This is a genomic window from Archangium gephyra (genome assembly GCF_049060025.1).
Classification (GTDB): domain Bacteria; phylum Myxococcota; class Myxococcia; order Myxococcales; family Myxococcaceae; genus Archangium; species Archangium gephyra_A.
Genome location: NZ_JBMEQQ010000002.1, coordinates 5,650,526 through 5,671,418, shown reverse-complemented (window position 1 = coordinate 5,671,418; position 20,893 = coordinate 5,650,526). Strand labels below are relative to the sequence as shown.

The 20,893-nt window shown below is 70.0% G+C and carries 1 protein-coding gene and 8 pseudogenes; all 9 read right to left on the bottom strand.

The genetic code is table 11. The features are described 5' to 3' along the window. Positions 1-8: 8 nt before the first annotated feature. Positions 9-2,108: pseudogene (locus ACN28I_RS24570) on the bottom strand (condensation domain-containing protein); the annotation flags it as partial. Next, positions 2,085-3,059 (bottom strand): annotated as a pseudogene (locus tag ACN28I_RS24565) (amino acid adenylation domain-containing protein); the annotation flags it as partial. The pseudogenes ACN28I_RS24570 and ACN28I_RS24565, both read right to left, overlap by 24 nt. A 112-nt stretch (positions 3,060-3,171) precedes the next feature. Continuing rightward, positions 3,172-5,178 (bottom strand): annotated as a pseudogene (locus ACN28I_RS24560) (condensation domain-containing protein); the annotation flags it as partial. 69 nt (positions 5,179-5,247) lie between these two features. Next, a pseudogene (locus ACN28I_RS24555) lies at positions 5,248-6,336 on the bottom strand (amino acid adenylation domain-containing protein); the annotation flags it as partial. After that, on the bottom strand, positions 6,323-6,808 hold the full coding sequence (locus ACN28I_RS24550; RefSeq protein WP_420944373.1) for a condensation domain-containing protein: 486 nt from the start codon (positions 6,806-6,808) through the stop codon (positions 6,323-6,325). The gene ACN28I_RS24550 and the pseudogene ACN28I_RS24555, both read right to left, overlap by 14 nt. Positions 6,809-6,911: 103 nt before the next feature. After that, a pseudogene (locus tag ACN28I_RS24545) lies at positions 6,912-8,252 on the bottom strand (condensation domain-containing protein); the annotation flags it as partial. 181 nt (positions 8,253-8,433) lie between these two features. After that, positions 8,434-9,984 (bottom strand): annotated as a pseudogene (locus tag ACN28I_RS24540) (non-ribosomal peptide synthetase); the annotation flags it as partial. 121 nt (positions 9,985-10,105) lie between these two features. Then, positions 10,106-11,170, bottom strand: a pseudogene (locus ACN28I_RS24535) (condensation domain-containing protein); the annotation flags it as partial. Next, positions 11,163-20,819 (bottom strand): annotated as a pseudogene (locus tag ACN28I_RS24530) (amino acid adenylation domain-containing protein). The pseudogenes ACN28I_RS24535 and ACN28I_RS24530, both read right to left, overlap by 8 nt. Positions 20,820-20,893: the final 74 nt, after the last annotated feature.

Here is a 20,893-nt window from a genome sequence, read left to right as displayed (position 1 = left end):
CGCAGGTGGTGGGCGAGCTGGTTGGAGCGGCGCTCCAGCTCGCGGTAGGTGAGGCGCCGGGTGCCGGAGATGACGGCGATGGCGTCGGGAGTGCGCTCCACCTGGGCTTCCACGAGGTGGTGGAGGCAGGTGTCACCCACCGGCTCGGGAAGCGGCTCGCTCCAGTCGACGAGGAGCTGACGGCGCTCGGCCTCGCCCAGCAGGGGCAGCTCCCAGAGCATGCGCTCGGGGGAGGCGGCGATGCCCTCCAGCAGCACGTGCAGGTGCCCCAGCATGCGCTGGACGGTGGAGGGCTCGTACAGGTCGGTGTTGTACTCCAGGTCACCCAGGAAGCCCTGTTCGGTCTCCAGGAAGCCCAGGGAGAGGTCGAACTTGGCCGAGTCACCCTCGAGAGGCACAGGACGCAGCGTGAGGCCGGGCAGGGACTGCTCCGGCATGGGAGCGTTCTGCACGGTGAACATGACCTGGAAGAGCGGCGAGCGGCTCATGTCGCGCTCGGGCTGAAGCTCCTCCACCAGCTTCTCGAAAGGCACCTCCTGGTGGGCATAGGCCCCCAGCGTCGTCTCCTTCACCTGGGCGAGCAGCTCGCGGAAGCTCCGCTGGGGCGAGAGGCGGGAGCGCAGGACGAGGGTGTTGACGAAGAAGCCGATGAGCCCCTCCACCTCACCGCGGTTGCGGCCAGCGATGGGCGAACCGACGGAGATGTCGTCCTGTCCCGAGTAGCGGGACATGAGCACCTGGAAGGCGGCCAGCAGCACCATGAAAGGCGTGGCGCCTTCCCGCTGGGCCAGCGCCTTGAGGGCCTGCGACAACGACAGGGGGAGCTGCGTGCGGAGGATGGCGCCGCGGTGGGTCATCACGGGAGGCCGCGGCCTGTCCGTGGGCAGCTCCAGCGCGCGGGGCGCGTCCGCCAACTGCTGACGCCACCAGCCGAGCTGCTTTTCGAGCACCTCGCCCTGAAGCCAGGCGCGCTGCCATACCGAGTAGTCCGCGTACTGCACGGGCAGCTCGGGCAGGGGGGAGGGCCGGCCCTGGGAGAAGGCCGAGTAGAGCGCACCCATCTCCCGGATCAGCACACCCATGGACCAGCCGTCCGAGACGATGTGGTGCATGGTGAGCAGCAGCACGTGGGACTGCTCCTCCAGCCGCAGCAGCAGGGCGCGCAGCACGGGCCCGCGGCTGAGATCGAAGGGCTTCATCGCATCGGCCAGCGCCAGCCGCCGCATCTCGGACTCACGCTGGGAGGGCGGCAGGGACTGGAGCTCCACCACCTGCAGCGGCAGTGAGCCGTGGGAGGCGATGACTTGCACGGGCTGGCCCTGCTCCTCACGGAAGACGGTGCGCAGCGACTCGTGGCGCCGGACGAGCTCGTCGAAGCTTCGCTCCAGGGCCGCGACGTCGAGCTGCCCCTCCAGCCGCACCAGCGTGGGGATGTTGTAGAAGGCGCCGCCCGGCTGGAGCTGCTCGAGGAACCACAGCCGCTGCTGAGCGAACGAGAGCGGCAGGGCGCCCTCGCGAGACACCCGCGTCAGCGCTGGAGCCTGGGACACGGGGCTCGTTCCGCGCGAGGCGTCGATGCGCCCGGCCAGCCCGGCCAGCGTGGGGGCGTCGAACAGCTCGCGCAGGGCCAGCTCCACCTGGAAGGCCTCGCGGATGCGCGAGAGCACCTGAGTGGCCAGCAGCGAGTGGCCGCCCAGCTCGAAGAAGTGGTCGTGGACGCCGATGCGAGGCACGCGGAGCACCTCGGACCAGAGCTGGGCGAGGAGCTGCTCCGTCTCGTTGCGAGGGGCCACGTACTCCTGGCTCGTCTGCACCTGCTCCGGTACGGGCAGGGCCTTGCGGTCCACCTTGCCGTTGGGCGAGAGGGGCAGCTTGTCGAGCACCATGAGCGCGGAGGGCACCATGTACTCGGGCAGGCTTTGCTTGAGGAAGGAGCGCAGCTCGGCGGCGGAGAGCGTCTGCTCCGGCTGGGCCACGAGGTAGGCCACCAGGCGCTTGTCGCCCGGGGAGTCCTCGCGGGCCAGCACCACGGCCTCGCGCACGGCCGGGTGGCCGCGCAGCGCCGTCTCGATTTCACCCAGCTCGATGCGGAAGCCGCGCACCTTCACCTGGTTGTCGATGCGGCCCAGGTACTCGAGCACACCGTCGGGCAGGTAGCGGACCCTGTCACCGGTACGGTACAGGCGCTCACCGGGGGTGGTGGAGAAGGGATTGGGAACGAAGCGCTCGGCGGCGAGTTCCGGACGGTGCAGGTAGCCCCGGGCCAGTCCCGCGCCGCCCAGGTAGAGCTCGCCCGGCACGCCCACCGGCACCAGTTGCATGCTGGCATCCAGCACGTAGCCCTGGGTACCCGCCAGCGGCCTGCCAATGGTGGGCTCGCCCTGGAGCTGCCGGGGCACGCGCACGAAGGTGGAGTAGGTGGTGTCCTCGGTGGGGCCGTAGAGGTTGTAGAGGGCCTCCACGTGGGGCTGCTCGTGGATGAGCCGCGAGAGGGCGCCGGTGAGCGGCTCGCCCGCGAGGTTGACGGTGCGCACCGAGGTGGGCACGCCCTTGCCTCGCAACAGCTCCGCCATGGCGGAGGGCACGGTGTTGATGAGGGTGACTTCCTGGCGGGCCTCGAGCGTGGGCAGCGCCAGGGCATTCTCGGCCACGATGACCGCGCCGCCGCTGCTCAGAGGCGCGAAGAGCTCGAAGACGGAGAGGTCGAAGTTGAGCGAGGTGGCCGCGAGCACGCCGGCGAGCTGCTGGGACGAGAAGACGCGCAGGGCCCAGTGGACGAAGGCCACGGAGTTGCGGTGCTCGAGGGAGACACCCTTGGGCCGGCCGGTGGAGCCGGAGGTGTAGAGCACGTAGGCCAGGTTGCTGGGGTGCACGGGGGCATGGCAGCGCTGCGAGGGCAGGGACTCGAGCAGCTCCCGGGCCTCATCCAGCAGCACCACGTGGGCGGGGTGCGCGGGCAGGGAACGGGCGGGGCGCTGCTGGGTGAGAAGCACGGGCACGCGCGTCTGCTCGAGCATGTAGCCCAGGCGCTCCTGGGGGTAGGCGGGGTCCAGGGGCACATAGGTGCCGCCCGCCTTGAGGACGCCCAGCACGGCGATGACCAGGAAGCTCGGAGCGCTCCAGGCACAGGCCGACCTTGACCTCGGGCCCGACGCCGAGGGCACGCAGGTGGTGGGCGAGCTGGTTGGAGCGGCGCTCCAGCTCGCGGTAGGTGAGGCGCCGGGTGCCGGAGATGACGGCGATGGCGTCGGGAGTGCGCTCCACCTGGGCTTCCACGAGGTGGTGGAGGCAGGTGTCACCCACCGGCTCGGGAAGCGGCTCGCTCCAGTCGACGAGGAGCTGACGGCGCTCGGCCTCGCCCAGCAGGGGCAGCTCCCAGAGCATGCGCTCGGGGGAGGCGGCGATGCCCTCCAGCAGCACGTGCAGGTGCCCCAGCATGCGCTGGACGGTGGAGGGCTCGTACAGGTCGGTGTTGTACTCCAGGTCACCCAGGAAGCCCTGTTCGGTCTCCAGGAAGCCCAGGGAGAGGTCGAACTTGGCCGAGTCACCCTCGAGAGGCACAGGACGCAGCGTGAGGCCGGGCAGGGACTGCTCCGGCATGGGAGCGTTCTGCACGGTGAACATGACCTGGAAGAGCGGCGAGCGGCTCATGTCGCGCTCGGGCTGCAGCTCCTCCACCAGCTTCTCGAAGGGCACCTCCTGGTGGGCATAGGCGCCCAGGGTCGTCTCCCGCACGCGCGCGAGCAGCTCGCGGAAGCTCCGCTGGGGTGAGAGGCGGGAGCGCAGGACGAGGGTGTTGACGAAGAAGCCGATGAGCCCCTCCACCTCACCGCGGTTGCGGCCGGCGATGGGCGAGCCGACGGAGATGTCGTCCTGTCCCGAGTAGCGGGACATGAGCACCTGGAAGGCGGCCAGCAGCACCATGAAAGGCGTGACGCCTTCCCGCTGGGCCAGCGCCTTGAGGGCCTGAGACAAGGGCAGAGGGAGCTGCACGCGGCTGGTGGCGCCGCGGTGGGTCATCACGGGAGGCCGCGGCCTGTCCGTGGGCAGCTCCAGCGCGCGAGGCGCATCCGCCAACTGCTGACGCCACCAGCCGAGCTGTTGCTCGAGCACCTCGCCCTGGAGCCAGCCCCGCTGCCAGGCCGAGTAGTCCGCGTACTGCACGGGCAGCTCGGGCAGGGGCGAGGGCTTGCCCTGGGAGAAGGCCGCGTAGAGCGCACCCATCTCGCGGACCAGCACGCCCATGGACCAGCCGTCCGAGACGATGTGATGCAGGGTCAGCATGAGCACATGCTGGTGCTCGTCCAGATGCAGCAGCAGGGCGCGCATCACCGGCCCGTGGCCGAGGTCGAAAGGCCGCAGCGCCTCCTCGTTGGTGAGCCGCCGCACCTCCACCTCACGCTCGGTGGAGGGCAGGGCGCGCAGATCCACCACCCGCAGCGGCAGTGTGCCGTCGGGGGCAATGACCTGCACGGGCTGGCCCTGCCGGGTATGGAAGGTGGTGCGCAACGACTCGTGGCGCCGCACCAGCTCGGAGAGCGCGTGCTCGAGTGCCGTGACATCCAACGCGCCTTCCAGCTTCACGGCCGTGGGCACGTTGTAGAAGGCGCTGCCCGGCTGGAGTTGATCCAGGAACCACAGCCGCTGCTGGGCGAAGGACAGGGGCAGGAGCCCGTCTCGGGAGACCCGGGTGACGGGAGGGGCCTGGACGCCCTGGCCCTCGCGCATGGCCTCATCGAGCTTCAGCGCCAGAGCGGCGATGGACGTGGCTTCGAAGAGCGCACGCAGGGGCAGCTCGACCTGGAAGGTGGCGCGGAGGCGGGAAAGAATCTGGGTGGCCAGCAGCGAGTGGCCGCCCAGGTCGAAGAAGTTGTCGTGGATGCCGATGCGAGGCACCCGGAGCACCTCGGACCAGAGCTGCGCGAGGAGCCGCTCGGTCTCGTTGCGAGGGGCCACGTACTCCTGGCTCGTCTGCGCCTGATCCGGCACGGGCAGGGCCTTGCGGTCCACCTTGCCGTTGGGATTGAGCGGGAGCTTGTCGAGCTTCACCAGGGCGGCCGGGACCATGTAGTCCGGCAGCTTGTCCTTGAGGTAGGCCTTGAGCTCAGCGGCCTCGAAACCCTGGCCCTCGCGAGCCACCACGTAGCCCACCAGGCGTCTGTCGCCCGGAGAGTCCTCGCGCACCATCACCACGGCTTCGCCCACGCCCGGGTAGCCCAGGAGCGCGGACTCCACCTCGCCCAACTCGATGCGGAAGCCGCGCACCTTCACCTGCGAGTCCACACGGCCCACGAACTCGATGTCGCCGCCGGGCAGCCAACGCACGACGTCGCCGGTGCGGTAGAGCCGCTCTCCGGGCTGGCTGGCGAAGGGGTGGGGGACGAACTTCTCGGCCGTCAGTTCGGGGCGGTGCAGATAGCCCCAGGCCAGGCCCTCGCCGCCAATGTACAGCTCACCCGGCACGCCCACGGGCACCGGCAGCCCGTTGCGATCGAGCACATACAGCGTCGTGTTGGACAGCGCGCCGCCGATGGGCACGGTCGTCACGTTCTGCGCCACCTGCTCCACGTGGTACCAGGTGGCGAAGGTGGTGCTCTCGGTGGGGCCGTACACGTGCAGCAGCTTGCCCGGAGCGCCCTTGGTCAATACTTCCCGCACCGAATTGGGGTCGGAGGCCTCGCCACCGAAGTGGAGCTGGCGCAGGACGGAGAAGGACTCGGGCCGCTCGCGGGCCACCTGGTTGAAGAGGGCGGTGGTGACGAACAACACGTTGATGCGGGTGCGCTCCAGGTGCTCGCCCAGGGCCCTGGCCTCGAGGGCCACGTCCTTGGGGACACCCACCAGGCGGGCGCCATTGAGCAGCGCGCCCCACAGCTCGAAGGTGGCCGCATCGAAGGAGGCGTTGGACGCCTGCCCCACACGGTCGGTCTCCTTCAGCTCGATGAAGTTGGTGTTACGCACCAGGCGCACCACGGCCTGATGGGGGACGCACACGCCCTTGGGCTTGCCGGTGGAGCCCGAGGTGTAGATGACGTAGGCGGCCTGTGCGGAGTCGACGGACCGGACAAGCTGTTCCGCGGACTGCTGACGGATGAGGTGCTGGTCCTCGTCCAGGCACACCAATGCGCGCTCACCGAGGGGCAGGGACTGCACGAGGTGGCGCTGGGCCACCACGACGCGGGCCTGGGTGTCTTCCAGCATGAAAGACAGGCGCTGCTGGGGGTAGGACGGGTCGAGCGGGACGTAGGCGGCGCCGGCCTTGAGGATGCCGAGCAGGCCAATGACGAGGTCAGCGGAGCGCTCGACGCAGATGCCGACGAGCTCACCGGAGCGCACGCCCTTGGAGGCCAGGAAGTGGGCGAGTTGGTTGGCGCGCTGGTTGAGCTGCACCGTAGGAGAGCTGGGTCTCGCCGAACTCCAGAGCAATGGCCTCGGGGTGGCCGAGGGCGCGCTGCTCGAAGAGGTGATGGATGCTCTGCTGGCGCGGGAAATCGGTGTGGGTCTGATTCCAGTCCACCAGCACCTGCTGACGCTCGGTGGCACTGAGCAGGGGCAGCTCCCGCACCTTGCGATCAGGAGCGGAGACAATCCCCTCCAGCAGCACCTGCAACTGCTCGAGCATGCGCCGGGCCGTGGCGGCCTCATACAGGTCGGTGTTGTACTCCAGCTCCCCTGCGAAGCCCTGGTCGGTCTCCAGGAAGCCCAGGGTGAGATCGAACTTGGCCGAGTCGCCCTCGAGTGCCAGCGGGCTCAGCTTGAGCCCCTGCGTGGCCAACTCCGGCATGGGCGCGTTCTGCACGGCGAACATGACCTGGAAGAGCGGCGTGCGGCTCTGGTCCCGCTCGGGCTGGAAGCTCTTCCACCAGCTTCTCGAAAGGCACTTCCTGGTGGGCGTAGGCGCCCAGCGTCGTCTCCCGCACGCGCGCGAGCAGCTCGCGGAAGCTCTGCTGGGCGGAGATGCGGGTGCGCAGGACGAGCGTGTTGACGAAGAAGCCGATGAGGCCTTCCACCTCGCCGCGGTTGCGGCCGGCGATGGGGGAGCCGACGGAGATGTCGTCCTGACCCGAGTAGCGGGACATCAGCACCTGGAAGGCCGCCAGCAGCACCATGAAGGGCGTGGCACCTTCCCGCTGGGCCAGCGCCTTGAGGGCCTGCGACAAGGGCAGAGGCAACTGCGTGCGGCAGATGGCGCCGCGGTGGGTCTGCACGGCAGGCCGGGGCCTGTCCGTGGGCAGCTCCAGCGCGCGGGGCGCATCCGCCAGTTGCTGGCGCCACCAGCCGAGTTGCTGCTCGAGCACCTCGCCCTGGAGCCAGCCCCGCTGCCACGCGGAGTAGTCCGCATACTGCACGGGCAGCTCCGGCAGGGGCGAGGGCTTGCCCTGGGAGAAGGCCCCGTAGAGCGCGGCCATCTCGCGCACCAGCACACCCATGGACCAACCGTCCGAGATGATGTGGTGCAGGGTGAGCATGAGCACATGCTGGTGCTCGTCCAGACGCAGCAGCAGGGCGCGCAGCAGGGGCCCGCGGCCGAGGTCGAAGGGCCGCAGCGCCTCCTCGGTGGTGAGCCGCCGCACCTCGGCTTCACGCCCGGCGGAGGGCAGGGCGCTCAGATCCACCACCTGCAGCGGCAGCGTGCCGTCGGGGGCAATGACCTGCACGGACTGGCCCTGCTGGGTGTGGAAGGTGGTGCGCAGCGACTCGTGGCGCCGCACCAGCTCGGAGAGGCTGTTCTCCAGCGCCGTGACATCCAACGCGCCTTCCAGCTTCACGGCGGTGGGCACGTTGTAGAAGGCGCTGCCCGGCTCGAGCTGATCCAGGAACCACAGCCGCTGCTGGGCGAAGGACAGGGGAAGGGCGCCCTCCCGCGAGACGCGGGTGATGGGCGGAGCCTGGGTGCCCTGGCCAGCCCCGAGGGACGCGTCGAGCCTCAGCGCGAGCGCGGCGATGGTGGGGGACTCGAAGAAATCGCGCAGGGGCAGCTCGGCCTTGAAGGCGGTGCGGATGCGCGAGAGGGCCTGGGTGGCCAGCAGCGAGTGCCCACCCAGCTCGAAGAAGTTGTCGTGGATGCCAATGCGCGGTGCCGCGAGCACCTCGGACCAGAGCTGCGCGAGGAGCCGCTCGGTCTCGTTGCGAGGGGCCACGTACTCCTGGCTCGTCTGCACCTGATCCGGCACGGGCAGGGCCTTGCGGTCCACCTTGCCGTTGGGATTGAGCGGGAGCTTGTCGAGCTTCACCAGGGCGGCCGGGACCATGTAGTCCGGCAGCTTGTCCTTGAGGTAGGCCTTGCAGCTCAGCGGCCTCGAAACCCTGGCCCTCGCGAGCCACCACGTAGCCCACCAGGCGCCTGTCGCCCGGAGAGTCCTCACGCACCATCACCACGGCTTCGCCCACGCCCGGGTAGCCCAGGAGCGCGGACTCCACCTCGCCCAACTCGATGCGGAAGCCGCGCACCTTCACCTGCGAGTCCACACGGCCCACGAACTCGATGTCGCCGCCGGGCAGCCAACGCACGACGTCGCCGGTGCGGTAGAGCCGCTCTCCGGGCTGGCTGGCGAAGGGGTGGGGAACGAACTTCTCGGCCGTCAGCTCGGGGCGGTGCAGGTAGCCCCAGGCCAGGCCCTCGCCGCCAATGTACAGCTCACCCGGCACGCCCACGGGCACCGGCAGCCCGTTGCGATCGAGCACATACAGCGTGGTGTTGGACAGCGCGCCGCCAATGGGCACGGTCGTCACGTTCTGCGCCACCTGCTCCACGTGGTACCAGGTGGCGAAGGTGGTGCTCTCGGTGGGGCCGTACACGTGCAGCAGCTTGCCCGGAGCGCCCTTCTGTAGAACCTCGCGCACCCACTTGGGGTCGGAGGCTTCGCCACCGAAGTGGAGCTGGCGCAGGACGGAGAAGGACTCGGGCCGCTCGCGGGCCACCTGGTTGAAGAGAGCGGTGGTGACGAAGAGCACGTTGATGCGGGTGCGCTCCAGGTGCTCGCCCAGGGCCTTGGCCTCGAGCGCCACATCCTTGGGGACGCCCACGAGGCGGGCACCATTGAGCAGCGCGCCCCACAGCTCGAAGGTGGCCGCGTCGAAGGAGGCGTTGGACGCCTGCCCCACGCGGTCGCTCTCCTTCAGCTCGATGAAGTTGGTGTTGCGCACCAGGCGCACCACGGCCTGATGGGGGACGCACACGCCCTTGGGCTTGCCGGTGGAGCCCGAGGTGTAGATGACGTAGGCGGCCTGTGCGGAGTCGACGGAAAGAGGGAGCTGCTGGGCGGACTGCTGGCCGATGAGGTGCTGGTCCTCGTCCAGGCACACCAATGCGCGCTCACCGAGGGGCAGGGACTGCGCGAGGTGGCGCTGGGCCACCACGACGCGGGCCTGGGTGTCTTCCAGCATGAAAGACAGGCGCTGCTGGGGGTAGGACGGGTCGAGCGGGACGTAGGCGGCGCCGGCCTTGAGGATGCCGAGCAGACCGACGACGAGGTCAGCGGAGCGCTCGACGCAGATGCCGACGAGCTCACCGGAGCGCACGCCCTTGGAATCCAGGAAGTGGGCGAGCTGGTTGGCGCGCGTGTTGAGCTCGCCGTAGGAGAGCTGGGTCTCACCGAACTCCAGGGCCACGGCCTCGGGGTGGCCGAGGGCGCGCTGCTCGAAGAGGTGATGGATGCTCTGCTGGCGCGGGAAGTCGGTGTGGGTCTGGTTCCAGTCCACCAGCACCTGCTGACGCTCGGTGGCGCCGAGCAGAGGGAACTCCCGCACCCTACGGTCAGGAGCGGAGACAATCCCCTCCAGCAGCACCTGCAACTGCTCGAGCATGCGCCGGGCCGTGGAGGCCTCATACAGATCGGTGCTGTACTCGACCTCCGCGAGGAAGCCTTCCGCCCGTTCCGTGAGGGTGACCGTCAGATCGAACTTGGCCGAGTCTCCCTCCACCGTCAGCGGGCGCAACTTCAGCCCCGGCAAGCTCAGCTCCGGCATGGGCGCGTTCTGCACGGCGAACATGACCTGGAAGAGCGGCGTGCGGCTCATGTCCCGTTCGGGCTGGAGGCTCCTCCACCAGCTTCTCGAAGGGCACGTCCTGGTGGGCATAGGCCCCCAGCGTCGTCTCCTTCACCTGGGCGAGCAGCTCCCGGAAGCTCTGCTGGGGCGAGAGCCGGGTGCGCAGCACCAGCGTGTTGACGAAGAAGCCGATGAGGCCCTCCAGCTCGCCCCGGTTGCGGCCGGCGATGGGCGAGCCCACGCACACGTCTTCCTGCCCCGAGTAGCGGGACATCAGCACCTGGAAGGCCGCCAGCAGCACCATGAAGGGCGTGGCTCCTTCCTGCTGGGCCAGCGCCTTGAGGGACTCGGAGAGCGCCTTGGGCAGCGTTCGCGAGCACGTGGCCCCCCGGAAGGAGGGACGAGGCGGGCGAGGCTTGTCGGTGGGCAGCTCCAGCACCCGCGGGGCGCCTACGAGCTGCTTGCGCCAATAGTCGAGCTGCTTGGACAGGACGTCGCCCCGGAGCCACTCGCGCTGCCAGGCCGCGTAGTCCGCGTACTGCACCGCCAGCTCCATCAGCGGCGAAGGCTTGCCCTGGACGAAGGACGCGTAGAGCGCGCCCATCTCCCGCACCAGCACGCCCATGGACCAGCCGTCCGAGACGATGTGGTGCATGGTCAGCAGCAGCACGTACTCCTGCTCCGCCAATCTCAGCAGGCTGGCGCGCAGCAGGGGGCCTCGCTCCAGCTCGAAGGGCTTGCGCGCCTCGTCCTCCGCCAGCCGCCGCACCTCGGCCTCGTGCTGCCCGGTGGGCAGGGCCCGCAGGTCCACCGTCTCCAGGGCGAGCTCCGCCTGGGGCGCGATGACCTGCACCGGCTGGCCCTGCTCCGTGCGCAGCGTGGTGCGCAGCGACTCGTGACGCCGGAGCAGCTCGTTGAAGCACCGCCGCAGCGTCGGCTCGTCGAGCGCTCCGGTGAGCCGGATGGCCACGGGGATGTTGTAGAAGGCGCTGCCCGGCTGGAGCTGATCCAACAGCCACAGCCGCTGCTGGGCGAAGGACAGCGGATGCAGGTCCGTGGTGCGCGGCCTCCGGGGGATGGCTGCCTTGACGTTGCCTGCCTGCTTCTGACGAAGCTGACGCAGCAGCAGCTCTCGCTTCTCGGGGGGGAGCGATGCGAGGCGGTCGTACACGTCACTCATTAGAAGAGACCTTCTTGGTTGTATCGTCGAGCTGAGAGTTCGAGAGGAGCGCTTCTGTCTCTTCACCCGAGAGCTGATCGAGCTCGGCCATCATCCGTTCCAGCTCCGCGGTGTCCACTTGCGAGGCCTGCTCGTTGAGGATCTTCACCGCGACGTTGGCGACGGTGGGTTCCCCGAAGAAGTCTCGCAGGGGCAGCTCCACCTGGAAGGTGGTGCGGATACGGGAGAGGGCCTGGGTGGCCAGCAGCGAGTGGCCGCCCAGGTCGAAGAAGCTGTCGTGGATGCTGACGCGGTCCACCCCGAGCACCTCGGCCCAGAGCTCCGAGACGAGCCGCTCGGTATCATTACGAGGGGCCACGTACTCCCGGTTCGTCTCCACCCGGTCCGGCACGGGCAGGGCCTTGCGGTCCACCTTGCCGTTGGGGTTGAGCGGGAGCTTGTCGAGCTTCACCAGCGCGGCCGGGACCATGTAGTCCGGCATCTTGTCCTTGAGGTAGGCCTTGAGCGCCCCCACCTCGAGGCCCTCGCCCTCGCGAGCCACCACGTAGCCCACCAGGCGCTTGTCGCCCGGGGTGTCCTCGCGCACCATCACCACGGCCTCGCCCACGCCGGGGTAGCCCACCAGCGTGGACTCCACCTCTCCCAGCTCGATGCGGAAGCCACGCACCTTCACCTGCGAGTCCACACGGCCCACGAACTCGAGGCTCCCCGCGGGCAGCCAGCGCACGACGTCGCCGGTGCGGTAGAGCCGCTCTCCGGGCTGGCTGGCGAAGGGATTCGGGACGAACTTCTCGGCCGTCAGCTCGGGGCGGTGCAGGTAGCCCCAGGCCAGGCCCTCGCCGCCGATGTACAGCTCACCCGGCACGCCCACGGGCACCGGCAGCCCGTTGCGGTCGAGCACATACAGCGTGGTGTTGGACAGCGCTCCACCGATGGGAATGGTGGTGATGCCATCGGCCACCTGCTCCACGTGGTACCAGGTGGCGAAGGTGGTGCTCTCGGTGGGGCCGTACACGTGCAGCAGCTTGCCCGGAGCGCCCTTCTGTAGAACCTCGCGCACCCACTTGGGGTCGGAGGCTTCGCCACCGAAGTGGAGCTGGCGCAGGACGGAGAAGGACTCGGGCCGCTCGCGGGCCACCTGGTTGAAGAGGGCGGTGGTGACGAAGAGCACGTTGATGCGGGTGCGCTCCAGGTGCTCGCCCAGGGCCCTGGCCTCGAGCGCCACGTCCTTGGGGACACCCACCAGCCGGGCACCATTGAGCAGCGCGCCCCACAGCTCGAAGGTGGCCGCGTCGAAGGAGGCGTTGGACGCCTGCCCCACGCGGTCGCTCTCCTTCAGCTCGATGAAGTTGGTGTTGCGCACCAGCCTCACGACAGCCTGATGGGGGACGCACACGCCCTTGGGCTTGCCGGTGGAGCCCGAGGTGTAGATGACGTAGGCGGCCTGTGCGGAGTCGACGGACCGGACGAGCTGCTCCGCGGACTGCTGACGGATGAGGTGCAGATCCTCATCGAGGCAGACGACTGCGCGCTCACCGAGGGGCAGAGCCTGCACGAGGTGGCGCTGGGCCACCACGACACGGGCCTGGGTGTCCTCGAGCATGAAGGCCAGGCGCTGCTGCGGGTAGGACGGGTCGAGCGGGACGTAGGCGGCGCCGGCCTTCAGGATGCCGAGCAGGCCGACGACGAGGTCAGCGGAGCGCTCGACGCAGATGCCGACGAGCTCACCGGAGCGCACGCCCTTGGAGGCCAGGAAGTGGGCGAGCTGGTTGGCGCGCTGGTTGAGCTCGCCGTAGGAGAGCTGGGTCTCGCCGAACTCCAGGGCAACGGCCTCGGGGTGGCCGAGGGCGCGCTGCTCGAAGAGGTGGTGGATGCTCTGCTGGCGCGGGAAATCGGTGTGGGTCTGGTTCCAGTCCACCAGCACCTGCTGACGCTCCGTGGCACTGAGCAGGGGCAGCTCCCCCACCTTGCGGTCAGGAGCGGAGACAATTCCCTCCAGCAGCACCTGCAACTGCTCGAGCATGCGCCGGGCCGTGGCCGCCTCGTACAGGTCGGTGTTGTACTCCAGCCACATCGAGAACCCAGCGGGTGTCTCGGCGACCGACATCGTCAGGTCGAACTTCGAGGTCTGGCTCTCGGGCTCGATGGCCCGCAGCTTCAAGCCGGGGAGCTTCAGCTCGGGCTGCGGGGCATTCTGCAGACCGAACATGACCTGGAAGAGCGGCGTGCGGCTCTGGTCGCGCTCGGGCTTCAGCTCCTCCACCAGCTTCTCGAAGGGCACGTCCTGGTGGGCATAGGCCCCCAGCGTCGTCTCCTTCACCTGGGCGAGCAGCTCTCGGAAGCTCTGCTGGGTGGAGATGCGGGTGCGCAGCACGAGCGTGTTGACGAAGAAGCCGATGAGGCCCTCCACCTCGCTCCGGCCGCGGCCGGCGATGGGCGAGCCCACGCAGATGTCGTCCTGTCCCGAGTAGCGGGACATCAACACCTGGAAGGCCGTCAGCAGCACCATGAAGGGCGTGGCCCCCGCCTCGTGCCCCACGGACTCGAGGGCCTTGGAGAAGCTCGAAGGGGAGCTGTGCCGTCAGGCTGGCGCCGCGGGAGGTCAGCACCGTGGGCCGGGGCTTGTCGGTGGGCAGCGTCAGGACCTGCGGAGCCCCCGTGAGCTGCTGGCGCCAGTAGCCGAGCTGCTGGGCCAGGACGTCGCCCTGGAGCCACTCGCGCTGCCAGGCCGCGTAGTCCGCGTACTGCACGGGCAGCTCCGGCAAGGGCGAGGGCTTGCCCTGCACATGGGCCTCGTAGAGCGCCGCCATCTCCCGCACCAGCACGCCCATGGACCAGCCGTCCGAGACGACGTGGTGCATGGTCAGCATCAGCATGTGCACCTGCTCGTCCTGACGCAGCAGCAGGGGCCGCAGCAGCGGTCCCCGCATCAGGTCGAACGGCCGGCGGACCTCGGCTTCCACCTGCCGCCGCACCTCGGCCTCTCGCTCCCCGGTGGGCAGCTCCCTCAGGTCCACCACCGCCAGCGGCAGCCGGGCCTCGGGGGCAATCACCTGCACGGGCTGGCCCTGCTCCTCACGGAAGACGGTGCGCAGCGACTCGTGGCGCCGGACGAGCTCGTCGAAGCTGCGCTCCAGGGCCGCGACGTCGAGCTGCCCTTCCAGCCGCACCATCACGGGGATGTTGTAGAAGGCGCTGCCCGGCTGGAGCTGATCCAGGAACCACAGGCGCTGCTGGGCGAACGAGAGCGGCAGGGCCCCCTCGCGAGACACCCGCGTCAGCGCTGGGGCCTGGGACGCGGGGCTCGTCCCGCGCGAGGCGTCGATGCTCCCGGCCAGCCCGGCCAGCGTGGGCGTGTCGAACAGCTCGCGCAGGGGCAGCTCCACCTGGAAGGCCTCGCGGATGCGCACCACCACCTGGGTGGCCAGCAGCGAGTGGCCGCCCAGCTCGAAGAAGTCATCGCGCAGGCCCACCCGCTCCAGGCCCAGCAGCGAGCGCCAGATGTCCGCCAGCTTCACCTCGGTGTCCGTGCGCGGGGCCTCGAAGCCGGCCGCGTCCGAGCGCGAGCCGTCCGGCTCGGGCAGGGCCTTGCGGTCCACCTTGCCGTTGGGCGAGAGCGGCATCGCCTCCAGCACCACATAGACCGGGGGCACCATGTACTCGGGCAGCCGCTCCTTCATCCAGGCGCGCAGCGCGCTGGTATCGGGCGGGGACTCGGAGTCCTTGGCGACGACGTAGGCCACCAGGCGCTTGTCGCCCGGTACGTCCTCACGCACCACCACGGTGGACTCGCGCACCTGCATGTGCTGCGCGAGCACCGACTCGATCTCCCCCAGCTCGATGCGGAAGCCACGCACCTTCACCTGCGCGTCGCGGCGGCCGAGGAACTCGATACGGCCATCGGGCAGGTAACGGGCCAGGTCCCCCGTGCGGTACAGGCGGGCTCCGGGCTCGGTGCTGAAGGGGTGCGGCACGAACTTCTCGGCCGTCAGCTCCGGGCGGTTGAGGTAGCCGGCAGCCAGGCCGTCACCGCCGGTGTAGAGCTCACCGGCCACGCCCACGGGCACCGGCTGCATCCACGCATCCAGCAGGTACACCTGGGTGTTGGAGATGGGCTTGCCGATGGACACGGAGTGACTCACCTGGGACACGTCCCGCATGGGGTAGCAGCAGGTGAAGGTGGTGTTCTCGGTGGGACCGTAGCCGTTGACCACGAGCCCTCCGTCCGCGAGCCGCTCCTTCACGCGGCCCACGGGGAGCACGTCACCACCGGCCAGCAGTTGCCGCACGCCGCGCAGGGCCTGGGGCTGGGTGGCCTGCATCTGCTCGAAGAGCGCGGCCGTCAGCCACAGCGTCGTCACGCCGGAGCGCACCAGGACCGTGCCCAGCTCGTCCAGGGCGGGCGTGCCAGCGGGGTACACCACGAGCTTCGCGCCGTGCAGCAGCGCGCCCCACAGCTCCAGCGTGGAGGCGTCGAAGGAGATGGGCGCGAGCTGGAGGAAGACCTCCTGGGGGCCCAGGTCGATGAAGGTGCTGCCCTGAACCAGGCGCACGACACCGCGGTGGGGCACGCACACGCCCTTGGGCCGGCCGGTGGAGCCGGAGGTGTACATGACGTAGGCCACGTGCTCGGCCGTGATGCCGGACGAGGGATTCTCCCCGGGCTGCACCTGGACCTGATCCCAGTCGGCGTCCAGGCAGACGAAGAGCGAGCCCTGCGCGGGCAGCTCATCGGCCAGGTCCTCCTGGGTCACGATGACCATGACGCCGGTGTCCTGGAGCATGAAGGACAGCCGGTCGGCCGGGTAGGAGGGGTCGAGCGGGACGTAGGTACCCCCGGCCTTGAGGATGCCGAGGATGCCGACGATGAGCTCGAGCGAGCGCGCCAGGCACAGGCCCACGCGCGACTCGGGACCCACGCCGTAGGCCCGCAGGTGGTGGGCGAGCTGGTTGGCGCGGGTGTTGAGCTCACGGTAGGTGAGCGTCTGGCCCTGGTACTCCACGGCCACGGCTTCCGGCGTGCGCTCCACCTGCGCCTCGAAGAGCGAGGGGAGGGTGGCCTCGCGCGGGTAGTCCACCCGGGTGGCGTTCCAGTCCACCAGGAGCTGGCGGCGCGCGGCCTCGCTCAGCAGCGGCAGCTCCCGCACCTTGCGCTCGGGGGCGGCGACGATGCCCTCCAGCAACGTGCGCATCTGCTCCAGCATCCGCGTGGCGGTGCCGTGGTCGAACAGATCCGTGTTGTACTCGAGCAGCGTGTGCAGGCCCTGGGGCGTCTCGGTGAAGGTGAGCGTCAGGTCGAACTTGGCGGTGGGGGCCCAGGTGGCCTCCAGCGGGCGCAGCGCCAGGCCCGGCAGCGTCAGCTCCGAGCGGGGCACGTTCTGCAGCACGAACATCACCTGGAAGAGCGGCGAGCGGCTCAGGTCACGCTCCGGGCGCAGCTCCTCCACCAGCCGCTCGAAGGGCACGTCCTGGTGGGCCAGGCTCTCCAGCACCACCTCACGCACCTGCGCCAGCAGCTCGCGGAACGTCTGCTCCGGCGTCAGGCGGGTGCGCAGCACCAGCGTGTTGACGAAGCAGCCCACCAGCCGCTCCAGCTCGGCGTGGTTGCGGCCGGCGATGGGGCTTCCCACGCTCAGGTCGAGCTGTCCGGACAGCCGGTGCAGCAGCACCTGATACGCCGAGAGCAGCACCATGTACGGGGTGGCGCCCTCGCGCTGGCTCATCGACTGGACGGCCTCCATCAGCGCGCGAGGCATGATCACCGTCTGGTGCGCTCCGCGGAAGCTCTGCACCGCGGGCCGCGGCCTGTCCGTGGGCAACTCCAGCGCGCGAGGCGCATCAGCGAGTTGCTGGCGCCACCAGGCGAGCTGCTGCTCGAGCAGCTCCCCCTGCAGCCATCCGCGCTGCCAGGCCGCGTAGTCCATGTACTGCACCTGCGGCTCGGGCAGCGGCGAGGGCCGTCCGGCGAGGAAGGCCTCGTAGATGGCCGCCGCCTCCTGGATGAGCACCGCCATGGTCCAGTCGTCCGAGACGATGTGGTGCATGGTCAGCAGCAGCACGTGCTCGCGCTCGGCCAGGGACAGCAGCGCCGCGCGCAGCAGCGGCCCACGGCCCAGGTCGAAGGGACGCTGGGCTTCCTCGAGCGCCAACCGCCGCGCCTCGTCCATGCGCCCGGCTTCGGGCAGGTGCTTCAGGTCCACGCTACGCAGCAGGGCCTGCGCGTGGGTGATGACCTGCACCGGCTGGCCGGAGCGGGCGGGGAAGATGGTGCGCAGCGACTCGTGGCGGCGCAGCAGCTCCGCCAGACTCCGCTCGAGCGTGGGCACGTCGAGCGAGCCCTCCAGGCGGACGGCGAGGGCGATGTTGTAGAGCGGGCTGCCCGGCTCGAGCTGGTCGAGGAACCACAGCCGCTGCTGGGCGAAGGACAGGGGCGGCTCGCCCTCGCGCGGCAGGGCGCGCAGGGGCGGGAGCTGCAGGCGGCGCCCGGAGCGCAGGGCCACTTCCAGCTTCCCGGCCAGCGTGGCCACCGTGGAGGACTGGAACAGCTCGCGCAGCGGGAAGCCTCGACGCCGAAGTGCGCGGCGACGCGCGAGAGCACCTGGGTGGCCAGCAGCGAGTGGCCGCCCAGCTCGAAGAAGTTGTCGTGGATGCCAACGCGGGGCACGCGCAGCACCTCGGCCCAGAGCTGGGCGAGGAGCCGCTCGGTCTCGTTGCGCGGGGCCACGTACTCCTGGCTGGCCTCCGGCCGCTCCGGGGCGGGCAGGGCCTTGCGGTCCACCTTGCCATTGGGCGAGAGCGGCAGCTTGTCGAGCACCACCATCGCCGACGGCACCATGTACTCGGGCAGCGCCTGCTTGAGGGCGGACCGCACATCGCCGGTCACGAGCGTCTGCTCCGGCTGCGCCACGAGGTACGCCACCAGGCGCTTGTCGCCGGGCACGTCCTCGCGGGCCACCACCACGGCCTCCTTGACGGACGGGTGCTGCAGCAGGGCCGACTCCACCTCGCCCAGCTCGATGCGGAAGCCACGCACCTTCACCTGGTGGTCCAGACGGCCCAGGTATTCGATTTCACCCTCGGGCAGGAACCGGGCGAGGTCTCCGGTGCGGTACAGGCGCGCTCCGGGCTCGGCGGCGTACGGGTCCGGGACGAACTTCTCGGCCGTCAGCTCGGGCCTGCCCCAGTAGCCGCGGGCCGGCTGCACGCCGCCGATGAACAGCTCTCCCGGCACCCCCACGGGCACCGGGTTCATCTGGCCGTCCAGCACGTACATCTGCGTGTTGGAGACAGGGCGGCCGATGGGAATGGAGCGGCGCTTGTCGCCCGGCTTGCACTCCCAGAACGTCACGTCCACGGCGGCCTCGGTGGGGCCGTAGAGGTTGTGCAGCTCGGCCTTCAGCTTGCCGTGGAAGCGCTCCGCGTGCTCCACGCCGAGGGCCTCACCACTGCAGATGACGCGCTGGATGCCGCGGCACTGCTCCACGCCCGGCTGCTCCAGGAAGGCCTGAAGCATGGAGGGCACGAAGTGCAGGGTGGTGATGCGCTCCTGCTGGATGAGGTTCACCAGGTAGGCGGGGTCCTGGTGCCCACCGGGCTTCGCCACCACGAGACGAGCGCCGGTCATGAGGGTCCAGAAGAACTCCCAGACGGAGACGTCGAAGCTGAAGGGGGTCTTCTGCAGGACGGAGTCCTGGGCACCGAGGCCGTAGGCCTCCTGCATCCAGAGCAGGCGGTTGCAGATGGCCTGATGGAAGTTCATGGCGCCCTTGGGGCGGCCGGTGGAGCCCGAGGTGTAGATGATGTACGCGAGGCCTCGCGGGTGGAGCTGGAGGTTGGGCCGGGCGGTGCTGTGGGCCGCCACCTGGCTCCACTGGGAGTCGAGGCACACGCGCGTGGCGGAGGAGGCCGGCAGTTGCTCCACGAGGTGCTGCTGGGTGAGCAGCACGGGCACGCTCGAATCCTGGAGCATGTACGCGAGGCGATCCTGCGGGTAGCTGGGATCGATGGGCACGTAGGCGCCGCCGGCCTTGAGGATGCCGAGCAGGGCGACGACCATCTCCAGGGAGCGGTCGGTGCAGACGCCAACGGGGACCTCGGGCCCCACCCCCAGGGAGAGCAGGTGGTGGGCGAGCCGGTTGGCGCGCTGATCGAGCTCACGGTAGGTGAGCGTCTGGCCCTCGTAGGTGACAGCGGGCGCATCGGGCGTGCGGTCCACCTGCTGCTCCACCATCTGGTGCAGCCGGGCCTCGGCGGGACGCGGCAGCGCCGTGGCGTTCCATTCCACCAGCACGCGCTCGCGCTCCTCCGCGGGCAGCATGGGCAGCCGGGAGATGCGCTGGCCGGGATCGGCGACGATGCCCTGGAGCAGCGTCTGGAGGTGGCCCAGCATGCGCCGGGCCGTGGCCGCCTCGTACAGGTCGGTGTTGTACTCCAGCTCCGTGTGGAAGCCGTCCGCCTGCTCCGTGAAGGTGAGCGTCAGGTCGAACTTCGCCGTGCGTCCCTCGGCGGCCATCGGGCGCAGCTTCAGCTCCGGCAGGGCCAGGTCCGGCATCGGTGCGTTCTGCACCACGAACATCACCTGGAAGAGCGGTGAGCGGCTCAGGTCGCGCTCGGGCTGGAGCTCTTCCACGAGCTTCTCGAAGGGCACCTCCTGGTGGGCATAGGCGTCCAGGGTGGTCTGCCGCACCTGGGCCAGCAGCTCGCGGAAGCTCAGGTGGCCCGAGGGCCGCGCGCGCAGCGCCAGCATGTTCACGAACAGGCCGATGAGGCCCTCGAGCTCGGGACGGGTGCGGCCCGCGATGGGCGAGCCCACGCAGATGTCCTCCTGTCCCGAGTAGCGGTGGAGCAGCACCTGGAAGGCGGCCTGCAACACCATGAAGGGCGTGGCGCCCTCCTTCTGGCCGAGCGTCTTGAGGGCCTCGGACAGCTCGCGCGGCAGGAGCTGGGTGTGGCTCGCGCCCCGGAACGTCTGCACCGGCGGGCGAGGCCTGTCCGTGGGCAGCTCCAGCGCATGCGGCACCCCCTCGAGCTGCTGGCGCCACCAGCCGAGCTGCTGGGCGAACGTCTCGCCCTGGAGCCTGTCCCGCTGCCAGGCCGCGTAGTCCACGTACTGCACCGCCAGCTCCGGCAGGGGCGAGGGCTGGCCTTGCGAGAAGGACGCGTAGAGCGCGCCCAGCTCGCGCACCAGCACACCCAAGGACCAGCCGTCCGAGATGATGTGGTGCATCGTCAGCACGAGCACGTGCTCACGCTCCGCCAGCTTCAACAACAGCGCGCGCAGGAGCGGGCCCTGGGCCAGCTCGAAGGGCCGCAGCGCCTCCTGCTGCACCTGCTGGTGGGCCTCTTCTCCACGGCGGGCCTCCGGCTCGTGGCTCAGGTCCACCCGCGCGAGCGGCAGCTCCAGCGAGGGGGCGATGACCTGGCTCGGCGCTCCGCCGTGCGACACGAAGGTGGTGCGCAGCGACTCATGGCGGCGGACCAGCTCGGCCAGGCCGCGCTCCAGAGCGGCCGCGTCCAGCGTCCCCTCGAGCCGCACCACCACGGGGATGTTGTAGAGCGAAGTGCCCGGCTCCAGCTTGTCGAAGAACCACAGCCGCTGCTGGGCGGACGAGAGCGGCAGGGCCCCCTCCCGCGTGGCACGCGGCAGCACCTCGGCCGGGCGCTCCAGGCCCGCGCCGCGGGCGGCGTCGATCTTCCCGGCCAGCCCCAGGACGGTGGGGTGCT